Source organism: Clostridium sp. OS1-26 (genome assembly GCF_030915445.1).
Taxonomy (GTDB): domain Bacteria; phylum Bacillota; class Clostridia; order Clostridiales; family Clostridiaceae; genus Clostridium_AM.
In genome coordinates this window covers 4,150,665-4,171,926 of the sequence record NZ_CP133264.1, presented here as the reverse complement: position 1 = coordinate 4,171,926, position 21,262 = coordinate 4,150,665, and the positions used below count along the sequence as shown (strand labels likewise).

The following is a 21,262-nucleotide window of genomic DNA, read 5'->3' as shown; positions in this document are numbered from 1 at the left end:
TTTTATCTTCTCATATGTTTCAATATAAGTATTAAAAGTATCAAGTCAGAGTTAGGCTCTAACCCCAAAATATTGCAATACCCGCAGCAATCAAAATATCTATACATACAATGTCTACATCCCTTCCTATACCCCATATAGCTCCCCTCCCTATACTTTTAGTTTATATATTATAAATAAAATTGTGATTAAAACTATAGTAAATTTATCTGTTTTTACAAAAAAAATGCTTGCACCTTACCTTACGTCATGTGTTAAAATAATCTAAGTAGAGGTGGTAAAATGTCCGAAAGGAAAATGCTTTATTCACAACAGGTGAATTTGCCAAAAAAGCTGGAGTTACTTTAAGAACTTTAAGATATTATGACAAAATAGGCTTGCTAAAACCTAACTGTCACAATGATCTGGGCCATAGATTATACAGCAAGCAAGACTTTGGAAGACTACAAAAAATTTTAACATTAAAATTCATAGGTCTTTCTCTAGATGATATTTCTAATATAATGAAGCATGATATAAATGATCAAGACTTCAAAAATCTTTGGAAATACAAAAGTCCATAATGGAGGAAAAAATACAGCATATACAAATGGTTATAAAATCAATAGATGAAACCGTTCATATGCTGGATAACGGTAATGTATTAAATTGGGATAAATTTATAAACATAATTAATGTAATAAACATAGATAAAAAATGGTCTGAACAATACGAAAATGCTTCAAACCTAAAAGCAAGAATAAAAATTCATGAGCTTTTTAGTACTAATAAGCAAGGTTGGATGAACTGGTTTTTTGATCAAATGCAAGTTCCTGAAAATGCAAATGTATTAGAACTGGGCTGTGGTGATGGCAGCCTTTGGGAGAAAAATTTTAATTATATTCCTTCCAGCTGGAATATTACATTAACGGACTTTTCCAATGGAATGCTTAAAGATGCCAAGAAAAACTTAGATGTTAAATCCCAAAGATTTAAATTTCAAATTGTAGATGCACAAAACATTCCCTTTGAAAACTGTAGTTTTGATGTAGTAATAGCAAATCATATGCTGTATCATGTAACAGACAAAGAAAAGGCATTTTCTGAAATACAGAGAGTTTTAAAACCAAGTGGATATTTTTACGCTTCCACTGTTGGTAAAAATCACATGAAAGAAATGAGAGAAATTCTCTCAAGATTTAATTCTGAAAGCATAACTACAAAAAGTTGGGACTCTACTGAAAGTTTTCAGCTAGAAAATGGCTTAGGTCAGGTTTCAAAATGGTTTAAAGAGGTAAAACTAAATAGATATGCTGATAGTTTAGTAGTTACCCACCCAATACCTCTTATTGATTACATATTTTCTATGCCTGGAAATACAAAAGAAATATTTACCGATGAAAAACTTCAGCAACTTATAGATTTTTTGCAAAAAGAAATCAAAGAAACTGGAGGAATATATATTACTAAAGACACAGGTTTTTTTCAAGGAAGAAAATAATGAAAGTTTAATAACGTAAAAATGAAAGGATTGATTATAATGAATAAAAAGATTTCTTTTTCACCACCAGATATAACTCAAGCAGAAATTGATGCAGTTGTTGAGGTTTTAAAATCAGGTTGGATTACTTCCGGACCTAAAACTGCTGAATTTGAAATAAAATTAGCTGAATATCTAGAAACTAACAAAGCTGTTGCATTAAACAGTGCTACTGCGGGCTTAGAGCTTGTATTAAAGGTTTTTGATATAAAAGAAGGAGATGAAGTTATAACTACTCCTTATACTTATACAGCTACTGCCAGCGTTTCCTTGCATAGAGGAATCAAGCCAATATTTGTAGATGTTGAAAAAGATAGTTTCTTAATAGATATAAACAAAATAGCAGATGCTATTACTCCTAAAACAAAAGCTATTTATACTGTTGATTTTGCTGGAATACCAGTTGACTATGATGCAGTTCGTGCAATGTTAAAAGCTAAGAATCGTGAAGATATAATTTTTGTATCTGATTCATCTCACTCCTTTGGTGCAAAATATAAGGGAAAAAGAGTCGGAGGTCAAGCGGACTTCCACATATTCTCTTTCCATGCAGTAAAGAACTTTACTACTGCTGAAGGTGGAGCTATAAGCTTTGGTGATAATAGCTTTAAAGGAAAAGAAGATCTATATAAAGAGTTCAAATTAGCTTCCTTACACGGTCAATCAAAGGATGCTCTTTCAAAGATGAAAGCTGGCGCTTGGCAATATGATATAGTAACAGATGGTTACAAGTGCAATCTTACAGATATGGCTTCTGCTATTGGCTTAGTGCAGTTAACAAGATATGAAGATATGCTTATAAAACGTAAAGCTATATTTGACGTTTACTCTAAACATTTAGATGAAAAAGATTGGGCCATACTTCCATTCGAAAGAGAAGGTGAAACTGTAACTTCTTATCACTTATATCCTTTACGTATTAAAGGTTTTAATGAAGAACAAAGAGCTGAAGTTATAAAAACGTTAGCTGACATGGATATAGCTACTAATGTTCACTTTATTCCGCTGCCAATGTTCACTCTTTATAAAAACCTTGGCTATAAGATAGAAGATTATCCAAATGCTTATGCACAATATGCTAATGAAATTTCTGTACCACTTTACTCACTTCTTACACTAGAAGATGCTGAGTATGTAGTTAAGGAACTTATTAAAGCAGTTGAAAAAGTTATGGCAAAATAAATTAAGCGAGGTACGTAAATATGAAAGTTAATTTTTATACATCTCAAAGAGAATATAATGAAAAAAAAGCAGAATTTGATAAAGCGATATTTGACGTTATAGAAAAAGGTAGTTTTATATTAGGACCTACTGTTACAAATTTTGAAGAAGAAATAAAGAAGTATACTGGAGCTAAGCACGCAATCGGTGTAGCTTCTGGTACAGATGCTTTGGTAATTGCTTCACACATTTTAGGCTTTACTTCTGGTAAAGAAGTTATTACTTCACCATTTACATTCTTGGCATCAACTTCTTGTATAGCAAAGCATAATGCAAAACCAGTTTTTGTAGACATTGATGAAGAAACTTTTGAAATAGACACAACTAGAATAGAAGAAAAAATAACTTCAAATACAGCAGGAATTATCCCAATTCACCTTTTCTCTCAAATGAATAACATGGATAGAATAATGGAAATATCCTCTAAGCATAATATAAGAGTTTTAGAAGATGCTGCTGAATCTTTTGGTATGAAATGGAATGGCAAACACTCGGGTACTATTGGTGATATGGGTATATTCTCATTCTTCCCAACAAAAACCCTAGGCGGTTATGGTGACGGTGGTATGATAGTTACTAACGATGATAACCTAGCTCAAATGACTAAAATGTTCAGAGTTCATGGAGCTTCTAAAAAATATCACTATGACTATATAGGATATAATTCCAGACTTGATTCAATTCAAGCTGCTGTACTTTCAGTTAAATTAAAATACATCGACGAAGCTATTAAAAAGAGAGAAACTATTGCTAAGTGGTATATGGATAAGTTATCAGACTGCGAATACGTAAGATTCCCTAAGATTAAAGGACCTCAAAGTCCAGTATACTATGTATTTAATATACTAGCTGAAAAAGAGATGAACTTGCTAACTTCTTAAAAGAAAATGAAATAGGTTACAGCATTTACTATCCAATACCTCTTCATATGCAAAAATGCTTCAGCTATCTAGGTCATAAGAAAGGTGATTTCCCTGTATCAGAAAAGATTTCAGAGGAAATTCTAGCTCTTCCAATCTACCCAGAGATAACTGAGGAAGAAGTAGATTTTGTATGTGAAACTATAAAGAAATTCTATAGAAAATAATATTATTAGTTTTATATAAATTTATACCAGAATTAATTCTTGTTTTTTATATACTATAGGGTCTCTAACTAGAAAGCTAACTTATGCAGAGGGATATGTTTCGAAAGCTGAAGTAGATTTAAAAACTTTAGACTGGCTAAAAGTTTTTAACGTGCTGAAGCTTGGAAACATATCCCGGCGTATAAGTTAGCTTTCGGCCTTATAGACCTATATCACAAAAGCAATTATCTTCTCCATCTTTATTTTTTGCAACATACATTGCCTTGTCAGCTTTTACTATTAATTCATCAATACTATCTCCATTCTTAGGATAAAAGCTAACTCCAATACTTAATGATATATTTATTTGTTTTTCATCATTTATGATTTTGTTTTTATTATTAATAATTCTCGAAACTATAACTTTATAATTATTAAAGCTTTTTATATCCGGTAATAATATTAAAAATTCATCCCCGCCATATCTAGCAACTACGTCATTTTTTCTTGTAGCTTTCGTTAATATATCAGCAACTCTAACAAGAACTCTATCACCTACTTCATGTCCATATGTGTCATTTATGTTTTTAAATTTGTTGACATCTATAAACATCAACCCTAACAATTTGTTGTTTCTTTTGGCACCATCTAAAAATTTCTCAGCATATTTATAAAATAATGTTCTATTTGCAACACCTGTTAACTTATCATAATAAGCTAAGTTTTTTATAATCTTTTCTTTTTCTTTTAATTCCTTATTTAATAGATACAAATCATGAACGTATTTTCTTAACTGTTCAATATGAAGAAATTGATTGGTTACATCAATAAACTCAAGAAGAATAACATTCCTGTCGTCACTTCTCAATTTACTTATTTTTAAATTTAATTTTTTATCAATGCTGATCAAATCCTTGTGCATAGCCGCCGAGAGAAACATTTTACATTCATTTTGCATTATATTTTGTATTAAATCTTTAAAATATTTTTTATTTAAGCCTGGTAAAACGCTATATATGTTCCTTTGAAGTACATTCTCCAATTTTATACCAGTCAAATATTCCATATAATTATTCCAATATAATATTTCATATTTTTCATTTAATACTATAGTTCCTTCGTCTATACAATCTAATGTATCACGTAATATTTTATCCATTAAAATCAGCTTCCATCATATATATTTTTTTCAATATCTCGTCTAAGAACTTTAATGTCAAATTAATTACAATAGCTCCTTCAATCTTTGAATTTTCTATATTAAAGGTTACATATAGCATTAAAATATATGCATATTCTTCATTTTCTATAAATTTTTCAATATCCATACTATTAAATACTTTTATTTCAGGTATCATATAATTAAACTTTATATTTATATAATTTCCAATTTCTCCAATAATAGAATTTAAAACTATATTCCCTACCTCTTTTATAATATCAAAGTCTATATCAGTAAAATTTAAATCACAATATTCATCTTTACTCTCCTCATGGAGACAAAGATTTATAAAGTTTCTCATTTTATCTGCGGGAAATATCAGGCTGGCTTTTCCCGCAGATCTTTCTTTAAAGGAAATTGAAGATACCATAATTGCACCTTCTATAATATCATTGAAATATTTATCCAATTGAATTTTGTTATCTTTTACGTCTAATATCTCTATATCAGGTACGTTTAATAATATTTTTTTATCAATTATTTCCTGAAAGAATGCTAGCTGATTTACCAACACTTATATTGAATAATTCTTTTAGCATATCTTTTCTTAATGTATTATCATTCATTTTAAATCATTCCTTATCATATCACATATAAGTTTTGCTTTTTCTTCATTAAAAGGTTTATTTATAAATGACATTATACCTAATCCTTCTATCTCTTCTCTAACTCTTTTTTGTACGTCCGCAGAAGCTACAATTATTTTTGCATCAGCTTTAAACTCTTTTATTAATCCTATCATGTCATTTCCACTCATATTTGGCATCAATAAATCTACAAAGGCATAATCTGGATTAATTTTTTTGTATGCTTCTATTCCTTCTTGTCCATCATTTGCAAAATGAATATCAACATTTTCTAGATACTTTTTTATTAAATTGGCCATTATTCTTTGAGAAAAATTAGAATCATCAACAATCAAAATTTTTAACATAATGAATTCCTCTCTTCTATGTTTTAACTTTTATATAATAAATTCAAAAAAATTAACAATTAATTAATGTTAATTAATTAATTGTTGGCAGGTTGCACCACTAGCTCAAAATTCCCAAGGTGCCCACATAAAAAGAATTTTTCATTGCTTCCAACTTTTATAAAACTTTTAAATATATCTGAACTATTATATAAATACAAACAAAAACAATAATATAACTATTCATAATAGTCAATGTAATTTTACTAAATAAAAGCAAAAAAATCAACATTTAATATTTAATGATGTAAATTCCATCATTGAATCATTTAATTATTTATGCTATTTCTATTATATTTCATAAGTCATCTTTAATATAACTTAAAGCTAAGATAATTTCATATTTGTAGTAAATAAAATCACTTCCTACATTAACCTTGCATATTATTAGTATAAGGAGTGATTTATCATGTATCACGATAAAACAAAATCTAATTATAGAAATATAGTTGCTGGTGTAGATGAGAAAATTCCCACTGAAAATGGGAAATCGATAATAGCTATAAATTTTGATAATGCAGCTACTACTCCTCCACTTAATTCTGTTTTAGATGAAATAATGGATTTTTCAAAATACTATTCATCAATTCACAGAGGGACAGGCTACAAATCCATACTTTCATCTAAAATTTATGAGGATTCTAGAAAAATTGTGTGCGATTTTGTTCACTGCGATTATCGTGAAAATACAGTTATTTATGTGAAAAATGCTACTGAAGCTATAAATAAATTATCCTATGCTATTTCAACTATGTATAAGGATTGTGTAGTTCTAACAACAAGAATGGAACACCATTCTAATGACTTACCTTGGAGAAACAAGTTTAAAGTTGATTATATAGATGTAGATGATTTTGGAAAATTGAAAATAGATGATTTAGAAAATAAGCTTAAAAATTATAATGGAAAAGTTAAACTTGTGTGCGTTGCAGGAGCTTCTAATGTTACTGGCTACAAAAATCCAATATATGAAATGGCTAGTATCTGCCATAGTTATAATGCAAAAATATTAGTAGATGGAGCTCAACTAGTACCTCATTATCCCATTCGTATGAAATCCTCACACAAAAAGAGATGTATAGACTTTCTCGCATTTTCAGCTCACAAAATGTATGCTCCTTTTGGTATAGGGGTTCTTATAGGACCTAAAGAATTTTTTTCACAGGCAGAGCCAGACCACGTTGGTGGAGGTACTATAGATATAGTAACAGATGACTCAGTAACCTGGGCAGAACCACCTGATAAAAACGAAGCAGGAACTCCAAATGTCATGGGAGTTATAGCCTTAATCTCCTCTATAAAAACACTTAAACATCTAGGCATGAGAGATATAGATAAGCAGGAAATGAACATTTACAATTATGCTTTAAATAAGCTGAGAAAAATACCGGAAGTTATTATTTACTGCGATACTAGTGATGACTGTGATAAAGTTGCCATATTACCTTTTAATATAGAAGGTATTTATCATGAAATTACAGCTAAAGAATTATCTAGAATATCAGGAATTGCAGTACGAAGCGGCTGTTTTTGCGCACACCCATATATTAGGAGATTATTAAAAATCCCAGTGGATGAAATGAAGTATTACCAAAAAAACAAAGACTCAAAACGCCCAGGTATGGTTAGACTTAGCTTTAGCTTTTACAACACCTACTCTGAGGTAGATGTATTAGTAAAGACAATAAAGAAAATTATAAAAAACAGATCTCATCTACAACAATAAAAATTCATATAAAAAAGGTATACAATTTTTTGATGTATACCTTTCTTTTTATTATTCTATCTTTTTTCCATGAGGAGTCCCCTTAGCTCCTCGAACTCTTCATTTCCATCTTTGTTAAACCAAATTTTTAATTCTTTAGCTTTTCCTTTGAAAATACTTGTAAGTGCTAACTTTTTATTAAATGGAATATGTAAGTATCCCTGAATAATTATTGATCTTGCTGTTGCAAACTCTATATGATGTAAATCCATATCTTCAAACATTATTTCATCATAAGATTCCTCCAAGTTTTTATTAGTAAAGCCTTTATTTTGAGCAATTCTCAACCTGTCTTCCAGCAGCATAGCATTCATATAAAGTCCTTTAAAAATTTTATTATTCTCCATGATTTCCCCTCCAAACCTTATTCTATTCCGGTTCTTATGTTATTTATACAGCTAGCATGTATTTTCTTTTCCTCCATGGCTCTTGCTGTTTTTTCATAGTCGTAAGTGAATTCAACGATCTCACTCTCAATCTTTTCTTTATCTATATCTATTATTAAATAAGTGCCATTAGATCTGCCAATCTTTGGCTTACCTATGCTTCCATCATTTAATAAAAGCTTATTACCATAAAACTTTTTATATGGTATGTGAGTATGAGCACATACCAAAATATCTCCTTCGAATATTTTCATAACCTCTTCCACTTCTCTGGAATCTTCTTTTAAATATTCATTTATTGATCTTATACTTCCATGAACAAAGTATATTTTCTTATTCTCGAACTCCAATACTATTTGTCTAGGCAATGATCTTAAATATAATCTGTTTTCTTCCTTCAACTCTTTCGCTGCCCAAGGCATACAAAACTTATTTACTTCATTATCTCTTATATAATTAAACTTTTCTTCCAAAACCGCTGCATCATAATTACCTAATATGTTCATTATTTTTTGATCTCTAATGAGCTCAATTACTTCATTGGGATAAGGTCCATATCCAACCAAGTCTCCTAAACAAACTATTGTATCAACCTTTAATTTTTCAATACTTTCTAACGCCGCTTTTAACGCTTCTAAATTACCATGTACATCTGAAATTACCGCTATTTTCATAACTCTACCTCCCATCTGCAACTTATATTGTAAATTATACCACAAAACATTATTATAACTAATAGTAAATTTAGTTTGCTTACTAGAATTAGCTAACTATAGGGAAGCTAACTAGAAAGTTAACTTATATAAAGGGATATAAGTTAACTTTCGTTCAAGTACCTCTATACTATTTTATATACTTTCCATATTTGAGAGGTTTGTTTTCCTCCCAAGGCTTATATTTATTTGCAAATTCCACTCTTTCTTGGAAGGTTGGGTGTGTATAGTTCCAAAGTTTATATACCACTCCTGTAGTTGGTAATACGAGACTTTCTTCATGAAGTTTAATAGTTGATGATATTGAGGCCTCATTATCTCTTGTAAGTTCTAATTCAAACCGATCTGCTTCCATCTCCGTATATCTGGAATAGGCATTGGACACTGGTGTAGCCACAAACATAAATATATTCACAAGCAATATTATAAGAGGAAGGGATGCTACATCATGAAGCTTAGTAAATCCAAATACCCCTCCAGATTTATCTAATATCCAAATTGCACTTTTATTAATTAAATAAAGAATTAATATAAAGGAAGCTCCTGCGAAGATTATTGCCTTCCACACATGTCCCATTAGGTAGTGACCCATTTCATGAGCTACAATACACAATACTTCCCTTTGATTAAGGTTTTTAATTGTTGTATCCCAAAGCACTATTCGTTTAGTGTTAAGTACTCCTGTCATATAAGCATTCATTTCTTTTGTATCTACACTCTTATTTATCTGATAAACTTTACAATTCTCAATAGTTGTTTTACCTATTTCATCATAAATTTTCTGCTCCAGCACTGTATCCTGCATCTTTTCATATTTATTGAAAAGAGGATCAATATATACTGGCGAAATAAAAGTTACAAAAAATATTATTGGAATTATAAGTATTCCTAACTGCAGCCACCAATAGTCTGGCGACTTCTTAATGAGTAAATAAGGAATCCAGATAAATAGCGCACCTGATAGTATTCCAATGGCATAAGTCTTAAAAAAATCACTAATCCATTTTCCCAAGATTTGATTAGAAAGACTATACTCATGTTTAAGCACATAACTGCTGTAATAATCTAAGGGCATTGTTAATAATGCACTTATGGTGTAAAACACAATGAAATACAATATGATAGTAGTCAGAAACATGCTACTTTTACTTTGCGCCCAGTTTCTTATAGAACTTGAGAATCCAGAAAATATGAATACAGCTGGAATAATCATACTTAAGATTATTCTTGTAACCCATACCGCTACTTTTCTCTGTTGATATTCTATAGCCTTCTCTGATGGCTTGGCAATCTGATTATAGCTGCCAGTATCCTTCCTATACTCTGATGAATATGTATAGTTTTGAACTAAATTTTTATTATTTTGCTCTTCAGTAATTTTTACACTAAATAAAAATCCAATCATTAAACATATAAATATAATTATTGATACCGTAAGTTCTTTCTTCATTATTACCCCCGTAAATGTCCTTGCTAATATATTTTTAATATATGCTAGTTATCTTTTCTTTATCCTTATCATTCTCTCATATTTTATATATTATCATATTTTAAATATGAAACTCCTTCTCCTATTGTCGAATGAATAAACGATCATCTCAAAATCAGCACGCTGTGTAAGTGATCATCTAAAAATCAGAGATTTCGGATGCCTACTTAAGATTTTGGATGCCTGCTTAGGCTTAAAATTAGTAACAGTATAGAAGCTGTACAGTTATGAATACCATTAATAATCTGAGCACCAAAGAAAAGTACCTATATAGACTTTCAGTTTTATTGCTCTATATATAAAGAATGTTATATAGTAAAATGAAGATACTAAAATTAATTGGCACTGCAATTATTAATTATATATTATGTAAATTTAAAACACTTTGGAGGTGCTTAAAATATGTCATTGAAAAATAATATAGAAACTGCAACATTATCTCTCGGATGATTCTGGGGGCCAGATGCCAAGTTTGGACATTTAAATGGAGTAATATCTACAAGAGTTGGTTACTGCGGAGGAAAAAAATTAAATCCAACTTATCGTGATTTAGTGGATCACACCGAAACAATACAAATAGATTTTGATATAAATAAGCTTTCTTATAAAGAAATACTGAACATGTTTTGGAAAAATCATAACTCTACTAGACAGCCTTATTCTACACAGTATAAATCTACTATATTTTACGCTAATGAACTCCAAAAATCTATGGCTTTAGATATGAAAAAGGATTGGGAAAATGATTTGAAAACTAAAATTTATACAGAAATCCTGCCTCTGTCTACATTTTATTATGCAGAACTGTACCATCAAAAATATTACTTACAGCTTGAAACTGCATTAGCTATGGAAATTAGAAACAAATATACTTCAGCTAAGGAATTTATAAATTCTACAGAGGCTGCTCGCTTAAACTCTTATATTGCTGGTTACGGAACTGTTGAGGACATAAAGGATTCTGCAGCAAAGTTTAACTGGGATAACTCTACTGAAAAACTTATTTTATTAAATAATAAATCCTCAGATAGCATTCTTAATTGTTAATCTAAAATAACTTATTGTAAGTATAGAATCCATTAAATAAAAGTGACCTTAAAAGTATATTTCAGGTCACTTTTATCTAAAATTTAATATTCACTCTAAGATCTGATTTTTTATAAGCAGGATTCTTGGCTTCAGTGGGATAAAATAAGTTTCTTAATTTATTTTGTTACATCTCCTTCTTTTGCTTTCTCATTTTTCTTTAATGAACCTTTGTTTAGGAAATCCATAACTTTTACACCTGTCAATGCCTCTACTGCCTCAGGAAGCTGTGCCATAATATCAGTAACATAACCAGTGACTTTTGAAGCACCTTTTCCTTCCCCTGTACCGCTATCAACAATAACAATCTTTTCAGTTTTAGATAATGGTTCAGAAATAGCCTTTGCAATTTCAGGTAATTTTTCTATAATCATTTGGGCCATAGCAGCATCATTGTATAATTTAAATGCTTCTGCTTTTTTCATCATGGCCTCTGCTTCTGCTTTACCTTTTTCTCTGATTATATCTACTTCTGCCATACCTTGAAGTTTTAAAGCATCTGCCTTTGCCTTACCTTCTAATTCAATTGATCTTGCTCTTGCTTCTGCATCCGCAATTTCCTTATATCTAACTGCATCTGCTGTTTGAACCTGTTTATATTTATCCGCTTCTGCTTGTTTCTTAACTGTAGCTTCAAGTTCTCTCTCTTTTCTAGCAGCCTCTTTTTCAGCAAGTTCAATCTCTTTTTCCTTTTTAGTAATTTCTACCTGAACTGTAGCATCTGCAAGCTCCTTTTCCTTCTGCTTTTTAGTAATCTCTACCTGCATCTGTGTTTCAGTTACTTCCTTCTTAACCTTATTAGATTCAATTTCATATGCAAGGTCTGATATAGCTTTGGCTTGCTCTTGCTCTTTTCTATACGCTTGTACTTTTAATTCCTTTTGTTTTACAGATTCAGCAATTTGAGTTTCTGATAAAATTCTAGCGGCCTCTCCTTCTCTAACTGCATCTGAGGTTTTAATTTTTGTTTCTTTTGCAGCTTCAGCTTCTGCTATTTGAGCATCTCTTTTAACTGCTGCAATTCTTGGCTTACCAAGCGCTTCTAGATAGCCGTTTTTATCTGAAATATCTTTAATAGTTAAAACCTTTAACTCAAGTCCCATTTGTGCAAGGTCAATTGCCGCAACTTCCTGAACGTGAGATGCAAACATTTCTCTATCTTTATATATTTCTTCTACTGTCATTTTTGAAACAATTTCTCTAAGCTTACCTTCTAGAACATTCTTTGTTGTGTGTATAATAACTTGAAGAGTATGCTGCATTCCATTTGATGTATTAAATTGCTCTGCAGCAGACAAAATTGAATTAGTATCCGACTTTACCTTTACAACAGCAACTCCATCTGCTGCGATTCCCACTCCTTGCCCGGTTAAAGCACCATCAATACTTATTTCAATCTCCATATTTTCTAATGATATTTTGTCTGTTCTTTCTAACATTGGTATTACAAATCCACCACCACCAGTGATGACTCTCTTTTTAAGACCTGTAACAACCAATGCTTTATCCTGAGGCACTCTTTTCCACATGGAGAAAACCCCCAGCGCTAGAAGTATAATGACCCCCACAATTATTGCAGGAACAATCATAATCGACATGTTTAACATATTCCTCTCCCCTTCTTTATTATATTTTTTATTTAATAAAATTTAATTTATTCATTTAAAGGTTGGACATAAAATACATTATTTTTAATTTCATATATAATTACTTCTTCTCCCTGTAATATTGATTTTTTACCAATATGCTGTGCAGGAGCATTATATTTATTTCCGTTGACAATATATGATATAACCCCAAATCCATTTTCTAATATTGGAGATATAACTGTAGCTTTCATCCCTATAAGCTTATCCTGAGAAACTGCACTTGTATTTTGTGCTTTATATAGAGGTACCACTATAAATTTATATAATACAAATGAAATCATAAGACCCAGCGCAAGTGCCAGTAGGAATGTGAACATTTCGTTTAGCCCATAGTGATTACCCATAATCCCAACACCACCAAATATAGTGATAAATGAAACTATAGTTATAGGTTTTAGTGGAAAAACCGTGAGTGTATGCCCTGAACCTTGAGTATCAATATGAGTGTCAACATGTGTATCAATATGACCCCCAATGTGAATAAAATCAAACAAACCGCCTAATAAAAATGTTACCAAGGTATATATAACCCCTACCCAAAAAACAATAGTGTATACATGTTCCATAAAAATCCTCCTTCATACCTTATGTACAACATTTTTAGTCTTATTTCAGGATTATACTGATTGTTACATAATATATATTTACTAAATGGCCATATAGATTATCAGTACATTTGCTAATTACAATACATAATACGTTATTTAATAACTTATTATGTATTATACCTTATTATACCACGTATTACAGTTAAATCAAATCTTTAATAGGTTATATTAGGCAATCTATATAAGCAAACAATTAAATATTAGAATTAAGTTGTGTTTTCTAACTTACGCTCACTAATGCTAAATATCACTCCCTAAATTATATTTATCAGCATTAAGAATAAAATAAGCTAAAAACCCAGCTGTATCTGTACACTAAACAGCTGAGTTTTTCTTTTCTTAAAATAAATTACAGATTGAATGAAACTAATAATATCAAGCCACTTTATAGGTTTATTCTTATAATTTACTTTAATTACTCTAAAAACTATAAGTAGTGTCATGACTAGAAAAGCACTTAAAAATCTAAAGGAAAGAAGGGCTATAGGATCAGCTACACTTAATGCTCTCTTTGAAAATAGAAAGCTTAATCCAAAAATAAAATTCATTGCTAAGTATAATCTAAGTCTTGAATAGCATGAGGATTTTTAATAGTTTTAACCTATCATTCCATAAAGCATTTTAGTTGCTACAGCTAGAGACATAGTAACAAAGATTGGTTTTATAAGTTTTGCGCCCTTATTTAAAGCAACCTTTGTCCCTAATTTTGCTCCTATTATCATAAATAAGGCTACTGGTATGCCTATTTTATAATCAATTTGTCCTCGTAGTGCAAACATACCTAAAGATGCAATATTACTTACAAAGTTTAAAACTTTTCCGTTTCCACCAGCACGAGTAAAATCAAAAGAAAATATGCTTATAAGTCCGAATATTAAGAATGAACCTGTACCAGGGCCGAAAAAACCATCATAGAAACCTAATAATAATGCAAGGATCATTCCAAGTAAAATATTCTTTTTAGTAAGACCTTGAAAGTTATCTTCAGTTCCTATGTTCTTTGAAAATAGGCTATAAATGCTGACAAGTAGTAGAAGTACCAGTACTATGGTATTGAGGTACTTTGCATTGATATTAAGAACAGTATTTACACCTAAAACGGCACCTACAAATGTAAAGGGAGCTAAAAACTTTATAAGCTTAAAATCTACCTTACCAGATTGAGCAAATTTAATAGAACTTGTGAAGGAAGCACAGGAAGAAGAAAACTTGTTTGTCCCTAATGCTAAATGAGGAGGAATACCTGCCATTAAGAATGCAGGCATACTTATAATTCCGCCGCCGCCAGCTATAGAATCTACAAATGCAGCACAAAATCCAGCTACACATAAAAATATTAAGTTATTGATCAAGAATATACACTCCTTTAATAATTATATTAATCTTCATATCTTAACCATATTTTTCGGATTACAACTTTTCTTAGTTTGATTACAATTGAGATATCTCCATTGTTACTTTTAAGAATTTATCAATATCCGCAGTTGAATTACAATGCAATGGTGCAACTCTAATAGCACCATCTAAATTGAAAGATTCAAGCATTCTCTTTGAATATGGGCTAGAAATCAATCTGTCATATACAATGACGCCTCTTTTTTCATATTCTCTAACTGCTTGTGTGTAGCCTATATTATCAAATCCAATTGCAATTATAAAATCTCTTTTTGTAAGATCTTCGTAATCAAAGAATACTTTAACGCCTTTCATATGTCTAAGTCCAGTAATTTCATTAGTGCCGCTAAGTATCCTATCCATTAAGGCTCTTTCTTGTAGTGCAATTTTTGTCATACCACAAGCAAATAATTCACGTCTGTCACTACTACCAATAAATTTGCTGCCAATCCAACATATATAGTTTACTATTTCAGTAACTACAGCAAATTGTGATGGAGCTGGACTACCTAGTTCCCATACATCAGCTTCTTTAGAAATTAATTTATGATGTGGAAGTTCTGCTACTCTCTCAGATAACCAAGCAATTCCTAATCCTCTACAACCAAAGAACTTGTACGGAGCAAAGCTAATAGCATCAACGGGAGTTTTTTGGAGATCTATTAAAGCATGTGGGGCATGCTGTACTGCATCTACAATAATATATAAATCAGGTTTAATTTTACGAGCTTTTTTTATTATATTCTCAATATCATAGATAGCACCTGAAATGTTTGATGCATACATTACACTTAATAGGCATGTATCTTTATCTATTAATTTAATAATTTCATCAACATCTACTTCACCTGTGACAGGGTTGCTTTTTGCCACTCTAAGTTCCTTGTTTAATTTTTTAGAATAATACTCTATTGAGTCATATGATGAAGGATGTTCCAGTATAGATGTTACCATATTTGTACCATTAATATTTTCAGCAATAGCTCGTACTATGTCAAACATAGCTTGAGAAGCTGTTAGTGATGTAAAAATACTACCACCTTTTGCATTGAAAATAGTTCTTACGTCATTAATTCCATCTTCTAGAACTTTTTGTAAATATAATGCCGTTTTATGAATAGGCCCCGGATAATCTGGAATAGCATCAATTTTGGTAAATTGTTCTACTGCTTTTTTAAGTCTCAAAGAGCCTCCAGCATTGCCGAAGAAAAGCCTTTCACCAATATTAGGGTCAGTATCTACATAGTAAAAACGTTCCTTAATTTCTTTTAATAGTACATTTGAAAATAATTCTCCATTTTTTATGTTACTCATTTTATACATCTCCTTTTAAAGCATTGATACTTTATTTGATTGTATCATGACGAAGTGATATAATCTAATTCATATATTTATATAATTGTTATATAAATTTAATTATAGGTAGGGATAGTAAAATGTTTCAAGGAATGGACTATGTATACGAAGTTTATAAAGAAGGTAGCTTTTCAAAAGCTGCAAAAAATCTTTATATCAGTCAACCGGCACTAAGTGCATATATCAAAAAAATAGAAACAGACCTAGGAGTTCCTTTGTTTGATAGAAGTACCACACCAATACATTTAACTGAACCAGGTGAAATGTATATAAAGGCTATCCTTCAGGTCAAAGCCATTGAAAATAATCTTGAACAGTACTTTCAAGATATAATGAATCTAAAAACAGGAAAAGTTTCTATTGGTGGTTCAAATTTCTTTTGTTCTTATGTGCTTCCTGATATAATAGCAGAGTTTAAAAAACGACAACCAGGTATAACTGTAGACTTATCTGAAGTCAATTCTCTTGGTTTAAAGGAAGAATTAATGAAGGAAACAATTGATTTAGGAATAGAGTGTTGTTCTTTAGATACAAAGCACTTTGAAAATCACGTAATTGGCAGAGAAAATATTATTTTAGCGGTGCCAGGAAATTATAAAATCAACGATGAATTAATCGCCTATCGCTTATCCTTTCAGGATATAGCAGATAATAAACATCTGTCCCCTGACTTTCCATCCATACAATTAAACAAATTTGCAAATGAGCCCTTTATTATACTTAAAAAAGGTAATGATATGTATACACGTAGTATGAAATTATGTCAAAAATCTGGATTTGTACCCAAAGCGGCAATGTATATAGACCAATTAATGACATCTTACCATATTGCTTGCAAAGGTATGGGAATTGCATTCATACGAGATTCTTTAGTAAACCATGTGAACTTTAATCAAGATATTTGTTTCTATAAACTAGCGGACGAGCTTTCTAGTAGAGAGCTAGTTTTGATACGAAAAAAGAATCGATATTTATCTAGAAGTGTTGATGCATTCATAAATTCGGTTACATCTTTTTTTTCAAGTTAATGGTTTGGGGAAACTTTATGTACTCTTTGTTTAATTTACCAGTTTTATTTACTAAACAAACGACTTAACTTTGCAAATAAAAAAAATATATTGAGATTGTAATATGAACGAATGTTTAATTTACAATCTCAATATATTCAAATTGTTGCTTCTAATGTAATTGTCATAATTTAATTAGGAAATTTAAGATTGATTATTTATCCGATGACTTACCCGCTCTAATACTCCCTCGCACTCTGTGAAAGCGATTCACACAAAATCATAGATTTGGGTTCTCTGCTTTTCTCAAAGTGGGAGTAAAGAGCGGCTATGTCCCTGGATAACGACTTCTAAGCTTCAGATGGAGTCAAAACTCTACCTGAAGCCAAGAATTCTGTTTATGAAAAGAACCTCAACTTAAGCTTCTCTCACGCTCATACAAGCAAATAGTTTTGATTATGAAACTTGTTCAAATTGTAAACTATATAAAGAAGCATATATACCCTTCTTATGCATAAGCTGTTCATGAGTTCCTGATTCTCTAATGCCATCCTCTGTCAATACTAATATCTCATCCGCATTTTTTATAGTACTTAATCTATGGGCTATAACAATAGTAGTTCTATTTTTTGAAAGCTCTTCTAAGGATTTTTGAATGTATTTTTCGCTCTCATTGTCAAGCGCAGATGTTGCTTCATCAAGAATTAAAATTGGTGGATTTTTAAGAAATGCTCTAGCAATAGATATTCTTTGCTTTTGTCCACCAGAGAGTTTAACCCCTCTTTCTCCAACAAAAGTATCATACCCATCTTCTAAATTCAATATAAACTCATGAGCATTTGCCTTCTTAGCTGCTTCAATTATTTCTTTATCTGATGCGCCCGGTTTTCCGTATGCAATATTTTCTTTTATAGTACCTGAAAACATATATACATCCTGTTGTACAATGCCTATAACCTTTCTTAGAGATTTTAATTTTATATCTCTAATATCTTTTCCATCTATTTTTATAGAACCACTATCTATTTCATAAAATCTAGGTATAAGGCTACAGAAGGTAGTTTTACCACCTCCTGATGGTCCTACTAGCGCAACATTTCTTCCTGCATTAACTTTTATATTTACATTATTTAATATTGTACTTTTATCATCATAGCTGAAGGATACATCATTAAATTCTATTTCACCCTTAATTTCTTTTAACTCTATGGCATTAGGCTTATCCATTATATCTGGTACAGTATTAATTATTTCTAAAAATCTGTCAAAACCAGTAATACCTTTTTGAAACTGCTCTGTAAAATTCACTAGTTTGTCTATAGGATTTAAAAATATGTTTATATACAAAATATATATAACTAAGTCTGATACCTTTGCTTCTCCCATACTAATGAATATTCCACCTAATAATATAACAGTAAGATATAAAACACCTTGAAAGAAGCCATTTCCACTAAAGAATTTTCCCATAATGAAATATCCTGCTTCTTTTGTTTCTAAGAACTCCATGTTTCCTTTTTTAAACTTACTATTTTCAACTTCTTCATTTGAAAATGATTTTACTACTCTAATACCAGAAAGACTATCTTGAATTTGAGCATTAACATTTGCTATCTTCTGTCTATTTTTCATAAAGATAAACTTCATTTTTTTATTATAGAAGTATGAGAAATATAACATAACCATAGTTAAAAAGAATAAAGCTGAAGTAATCTTAACATTTATGTTCATAAGTATTATAAATGAGCCTAATATTTTAATTATAGAAATAAATAAATCTTCTGGACCATGATGCGCTAATTCCGATATATCAAAAAGGTCGGTAATTATTCTAGACATTAACTTACCTGTATTATTGTTATCATAATATGAAAAAGATAACTTTTGAAGATGATTAAAAATATCACTTCTCATATCCGCTTCCATCTTAGCTCCCATTATATGTCCCCATGAAGTTATATAATATTGGCAAAAATATCTTATTATATACATCGCAAGCAGAGCAACTCCAATTAGAACTACAAATTTAATTATTTGATCACTAGTTTTATTTGTATATACATCATTTAGCATATATCTTACTATCATTGGAAATGCAAGATCGATTGCTGAAAGTGTAAGAGCACAAAACATGTCCATAAAAAACATATTTTTATAAGGCTTATAGTATCCTATAAACTTCTTTAAAGTATCCATTTATGTCCCTCCTTTAATTCACCAATATGGTTCTTACAAGACCATATTGATATCTGTTTTTTATAAGGAATTAACCAGAAAGTTAACTTTCGGCTTTTTACCTCTATGTAATAAAATAAAGTTATCACGATATATGATAATATTCAATAGCAAAACAATTTTCCAAAAATTTTTGCTTCTATATAATTCTAAAACCAGACTGTCGGAACACTACTTGAAACCACTTCTACAGGGGGGAGAGTGAATTTTAAGCAATGTGGTTTTAGATTACATAGAAGCAATAAAATCAAACAGAATATTTGATTAAGATAATAGCAATTCAATAATACATATTGATATTAAACAAAAAACAATATAATAGTAACGCTAAATATGTCACCAATACCATGTATTTTTATTGTATTACTTAATCATTCATAAATCAATGGAGTTTTTGCATATTTTTATCAATATTATAAGAAAAATGAATTATTATATACTTCTTTTTATAAAAATAGTCACAAAAATTTAAAAATTTCATAAATCTTTTTAAATTTTTGTGACTTATATTAATTTTTTTATTTAAACTATTCTTATAAAGTATAATACATTTCATATTGTGCTATTTTGTCTTGTGTAAATCCAATATGATTTGCAAATCCTTGAATAGATGAATTATTTGGGAATCCTAATGTAACCTTAGATAAATTTAAAATTTTAGTTCCTTCTAATATTAACTCTTTTGCAATACCCTTATTTCTAAAAGAATTATTCACCCACAGAAAATTTATTCTGCTGTTTTTATTCATACTTATAACTCCAACTAATCTATTTTCAGCACATGCAGCTAAAGTCAATTGATCTTCTAACTTCTCTAAATAGTCTACATCATTTTGCCAGTTAATATGCACATCCAATATTTTTTCTCGTATAATTTTTAATCCAGCAGTATCCATAGGTTTTATACTTAAATTTAATTCACTACTCTTCTGTATTTTATTTATATCGTTTAATGTGTAAAAACTTTGGTCATATATTTTTTCATAATTTAACCTTTTATAAAAGTTTATAGCTCTATCATTTCCTACAATAACCTCTAAAAACAACTGCTTGCAGCCTTGCTTAATTGCCTCTTCTTTATGAAGCTCCATTAATTTTTGACTTATACCTAATCCTCTATACTCCTGATGAATTGCTAATGCACCACATCTCATTGTCTTTATACCTTCATAATTTTTAACTCCCCCAAGGACTACACCAACAGGTTTATCATCATCTAATGCAATAAAGGATAGATCTAAGCTATTTCCCTCTGGTCCGAAAAACCTTTTTACAAAAAACTCCTGTGGCATTTGTATCTTAATTATATAATCTTCAAATCCATCGTTAAAAGCCTTAAAAACTAAATCAATATCTACTTCTGAGCATTTTTTATAAATTATCATATTCATTTCCCCCAATAAGTTTTTTTAATATCATATCAATATGGTTTTGTATTATGGATTCTGTAAGAGGAATTCCCATAACACTATTGAAAAACCCAATTCCATCTGTTGATGACAGTATAATGTAGATCATTGAATCAATATCCAATCTAGAATTAAATTCCCCGTCGTCAACTCCCTGTTTCAG

At 30.2% G+C, this 21,262-nt stretch carries 17 protein-coding genes, 5 pseudogenes and 1 riboswitch; of the genes and pseudogenes, 6 read left to right on the top strand and 16 right to left on the bottom strand.

The annotated features are described in order from the left end of the window. Window positions 1–2: 2 nt before the first annotated feature. Window positions 3–137, bottom strand: coding sequence for a hypothetical protein (locus RCG18_RS20665; RefSeq protein ID WP_308037902.1), 135 nt, complete (start codon window positions 135–137; stop codon window positions 3–5). A gap of 165 nt (window positions 138–302) precedes the next feature. Here RCG18_RS20665 and RCG18_RS20660 point away from each other — a divergent pair. The 3 genes and pseudogenes from RCG18_RS20660 to RCG18_RS20650 all read left to right on the top strand — a co-directional run. Further along, window positions 303–1,480 (top strand): annotated as a pseudogene (locus tag RCG18_RS20660) (methyltransferase domain-containing protein); the annotation flags it as partial. A gap of 39 nt (window positions 1,481–1,519) precedes the next feature. Beyond that, window positions 1,520–2,701, top strand: coding sequence for a DegT/DnrJ/EryC1/StrS aminotransferase family protein (locus tag RCG18_RS20655; protein WP_308042068.1), 1,182 nt, complete (start codon window positions 1,520–1,522; stop codon window positions 2,699–2,701). Window positions 2,702–2,721: 20 nt separating this feature from the next. Next, window positions 2,722–3,827, top strand: a pseudogene (locus tag RCG18_RS20650) (DegT/DnrJ/EryC1/StrS family aminotransferase). Window positions 3,828–4,026: 199 nt separating this feature from the next. Here RCG18_RS20650 and RCG18_RS20645 read toward each other — a convergent pair. Genes RCG18_RS20645 through RCG18_RS20635 form a run of 3 tightly spaced genes read right to left on the bottom strand, consistent with a single transcriptional unit; the run spans window position 4,027 to window position 5,962 of the window. Then, window positions 4,027–4,965, bottom strand: coding sequence for a sensor domain-containing diguanylate cyclase (locus RCG18_RS20645; RefSeq protein WP_308037901.1), 939 nt, complete (start codon window positions 4,963–4,965; stop codon window positions 4,027–4,029). Continuing rightward, window positions 4,958–5,542: a chemotaxis protein CheC gene (locus RCG18_RS20640; RefSeq protein WP_308037900.1), complete on the bottom strand. Its 585-nt coding sequence runs from the start codon at window positions 5,540–5,542 to the stop codon at window positions 4,958–4,960. The genes RCG18_RS20645 and RCG18_RS20640 overlap by 8 nt, the downstream gene beginning before the upstream one ends. A gap of 48 nt (window positions 5,543–5,590) precedes the next feature. Then, window positions 5,591–5,962 (bottom strand): response regulator, encoded by a 372-nt coding sequence (locus RCG18_RS20635; RefSeq protein WP_308037899.1) that lies wholly within the window; start codon window positions 5,960–5,962, stop codon window positions 5,591–5,593. 77 nt (window positions 5,963–6,039) lie between these two features. Next, window positions 6,040–6,123: riboswitch (cyclic di-GMP riboswitch) on the bottom strand. Between the two features lie 287 nt (window positions 6,124–6,410). Here RCG18_RS20635 and RCG18_RS20630 point away from each other — a divergent pair. Further along, window positions 6,411–7,727, top strand: coding sequence for an aminotransferase class V-fold PLP-dependent enzyme (locus tag RCG18_RS20630; RefSeq protein WP_308037898.1), 1,317 nt, complete (start codon window positions 6,411–6,413; stop codon window positions 7,725–7,727). Window positions 7,728–7,783: 56 nt separating this feature from the next. On the opposite strand, the gene RCG18_RS20625 is transcribed toward RCG18_RS20630, so the two are convergent. The 3 genes from RCG18_RS20625 to RCG18_RS20615 all read right to left on the bottom strand — a co-directional run bounded on the left by RCG18_RS20625 (window position 7,784) and on the right by RCG18_RS20615 (window position 10,315). Next, window positions 7,784–8,113: a hypothetical protein gene (locus RCG18_RS20625; protein ID WP_308037897.1), complete on the bottom strand. Its 330-nt coding sequence runs from the start codon at window positions 8,111–8,113 to the stop codon at window positions 7,784–7,786. Between the two features lie 17 nt (window positions 8,114–8,130). Continuing rightward, entirely contained in the window at window positions 8,131–8,826 is a 696-nt protein-coding gene (locus tag RCG18_RS20620) for a metallophosphoesterase family protein (RefSeq protein WP_308037896.1), read from the bottom strand. A gap of 169 nt (window positions 8,827–8,995) precedes the next feature. Further along, window positions 8,996–10,315, bottom strand: a complete 1,320-nt coding sequence (locus RCG18_RS20615; protein ID WP_308037895.1) for a M48 family metallopeptidase — start codon at window positions 10,313–10,315, stop codon at window positions 8,996–8,998. Window positions 10,316–10,816: 501 nt separating this feature from the next. Between RCG18_RS20615 and RCG18_RS20610 the strand changes: the two are divergent. Beyond that, window positions 10,817–11,401: pseudogene (locus RCG18_RS20610) on the top strand (peptide-methionine (S)-S-oxide reductase MsrA); the annotation flags it as partial. A 158-nt stretch (window positions 11,402–11,559) separates the two neighbouring features. On the opposite strand, the gene RCG18_RS20605 reads toward RCG18_RS20610, so the two are convergent. From RCG18_RS20605 to RCG18_RS20585, 5 genes and pseudogenes are all read right to left on the bottom strand, one after another. After that, on the bottom strand, window positions 11,560–13,038 hold the full coding sequence (locus RCG18_RS20605) for a flotillin family protein (protein WP_374119157.1): 1,479 nt from the start codon (window positions 13,036–13,038) through the stop codon (window positions 11,560–11,562). A gap of 56 nt (window positions 13,039–13,094) precedes the next feature. Then, window positions 13,095–13,655 carry an NfeD family protein gene (locus tag RCG18_RS20600; protein ID WP_308037893.1) on the bottom strand — a complete coding sequence of 187 codons (561 nt, stop codon included), beginning with the start codon at window positions 13,653–13,655 and terminating at the stop codon, window positions 13,095–13,097. 383 nt (window positions 13,656–14,038) lie between these two features. After that, window positions 14,039–14,245, bottom strand: a pseudogene (locus RCG18_RS20595) (EamA family transporter); the annotation flags it as partial. 48 nt (window positions 14,246–14,293) lie between these two features. Then, window positions 14,294–15,046, bottom strand: a complete 753-nt coding sequence (locus RCG18_RS20590) for a TSUP family transporter (protein WP_308042067.1) — start codon at window positions 15,044–15,046, stop codon at window positions 14,294–14,296. A gap of 82 nt (window positions 15,047–15,128) precedes the next feature. After that, window positions 15,129–16,406, bottom strand: a complete 1,278-nt coding sequence (locus RCG18_RS20585; protein WP_308037891.1) for an aminotransferase class V-fold PLP-dependent enzyme — start codon at window positions 16,404–16,406, stop codon at window positions 15,129–15,131. A 122-nt stretch (window positions 16,407–16,528) separates the two neighbouring features. Between RCG18_RS20585 and RCG18_RS20580 the strand changes: the two genes are divergently transcribed. After that, the gene (locus RCG18_RS20580; protein ID WP_308037890.1) at window positions 16,529–17,476 is read left to right on the top strand and encodes a LysR family transcriptional regulator; all 948 of its coding nucleotides are present in this window, start codon (window positions 16,529–16,531) and stop codon (window positions 17,474–17,476) included. A gap of 435 nt (window positions 17,477–17,911) precedes the next feature. Here RCG18_RS20580 and RCG18_RS20575 read toward each other — a convergent pair whose 3' ends face one another. The 4 genes and pseudogenes from RCG18_RS20575 to RCG18_RS29150 form a co-directional block, all read right to left on the bottom strand. Then, the gene (locus RCG18_RS20575) at window positions 17,912–19,651 is read right to left on the bottom strand and encodes an ABC transporter ATP-binding protein (protein WP_308037889.1); all 1,740 of its coding nucleotides are present in this window, start codon (window positions 19,649–19,651) and stop codon (window positions 17,912–17,914) included. Between the two features lie 572 nt (window positions 19,652–20,223). After that, a complete protein-coding gene (locus RCG18_RS20570; RefSeq protein ID WP_308037888.1) occupies window positions 20,224–21,075 on the bottom strand; it encodes a GNAT family N-acetyltransferase in 852 nt (283 codons plus the stop codon). After that, window positions 21,062–21,208 (bottom strand): hypothetical protein, encoded by a 147-nt coding sequence (locus RCG18_RS20565; protein WP_308037887.1) that lies wholly within the window; start codon window positions 21,206–21,208, stop codon window positions 21,062–21,064. The genes RCG18_RS20570 and RCG18_RS20565 overlap by 14 nt, the downstream gene beginning before the upstream one ends. Window positions 21,209–21,214: 6 nt before the next feature. After that, window positions 21,215–21,262 (bottom strand): annotated as a pseudogene (locus RCG18_RS29150) (hypothetical protein); the annotation flags it as partial.

Coding starts and splice junctions, on each gene's coding strand:
- RCG18_RS20635 (WP_308037899.1), bottom strand. CDS start 5,962: ATGTTAAAAATTTTGATTGTTGATGATTCTAATTTTTCTCAAAGAATA.
- RCG18_RS20575 (WP_308037889.1), bottom strand. CDS start 19,651: ATGGATACTTTAAAGAAGTTTATAGGATACTATAAGCCTTATAAAAAT.
- RCG18_RS20600 (WP_308037893.1), bottom strand. CDS start 13,655: ATGGAACATGTATACACTATTGTTTTTTGGGTAGGGGTTATATATACC.
- RCG18_RS20630 (WP_308037898.1), top strand. CDS start 6,411: ATGTATCACGATAAAACAAAATCTAATTATAGAAATATAGTTGCTGGT.
- RCG18_RS20655 (WP_308042068.1), top strand. CDS start 1,520: ATGAATAAAAAGATTTCTTTTTCACCACCAGATATAACTCAAGCAGAA.
- RCG18_RS20620 (WP_308037896.1), bottom strand. CDS start 8,826: ATGAAAATAGCGGTAATTTCAGATGTACATGGTAATTTAGAAGCGTTA.
- RCG18_RS20570 (WP_308037888.1), bottom strand. CDS start 21,075: ATGATAATTTATAAAAAATGCTCAGAAGTAGATATTGATTTAGTTTTT.
- RCG18_RS20625 (WP_308037897.1), bottom strand. CDS start 8,113: ATGGAGAATAATAAAATTTTTAAAGGACTTTATATGAATGCTATGCTG.
- RCG18_RS20615 (WP_308037895.1), bottom strand. CDS start 10,315: ATGAAGAAAGAACTTACGGTATCAATAATTATATTTATATGTTTAATG.
- RCG18_RS20585 (WP_308037891.1), bottom strand. CDS start 16,406: ATGAGTAACATAAAAAATGGAGAATTATTTTCAAATGTACTATTAAAA.
- RCG18_RS20645 (WP_308037901.1), bottom strand. CDS start 4,965: ATGGATAAAATATTACGTGATACATTAGATTGTATAGACGAAGGAACT.
- RCG18_RS20605 (WP_374119157.1), bottom strand. CDS start 13,038: ATGTCGATTATGATTGTTCCTGCAATAATTGTGGGGGTCATTATACTT.
- RCG18_RS20665 (WP_308037902.1), bottom strand. CDS start 137: ATGGGGTATAGGAAGGGATGTAGACATTGTATGTATAGATATTTTGAT.
- RCG18_RS20565 (WP_308037887.1), bottom strand. CDS start 21,208: ATGATCTACATTATACTGTCATCAACAGATGGAATTGGGTTTTTCAAT.
- RCG18_RS20580 (WP_308037890.1), top strand. CDS start 16,529: ATGTTTCAAGGAATGGACTATGTATACGAAGTTTATAAAGAAGGTAGC.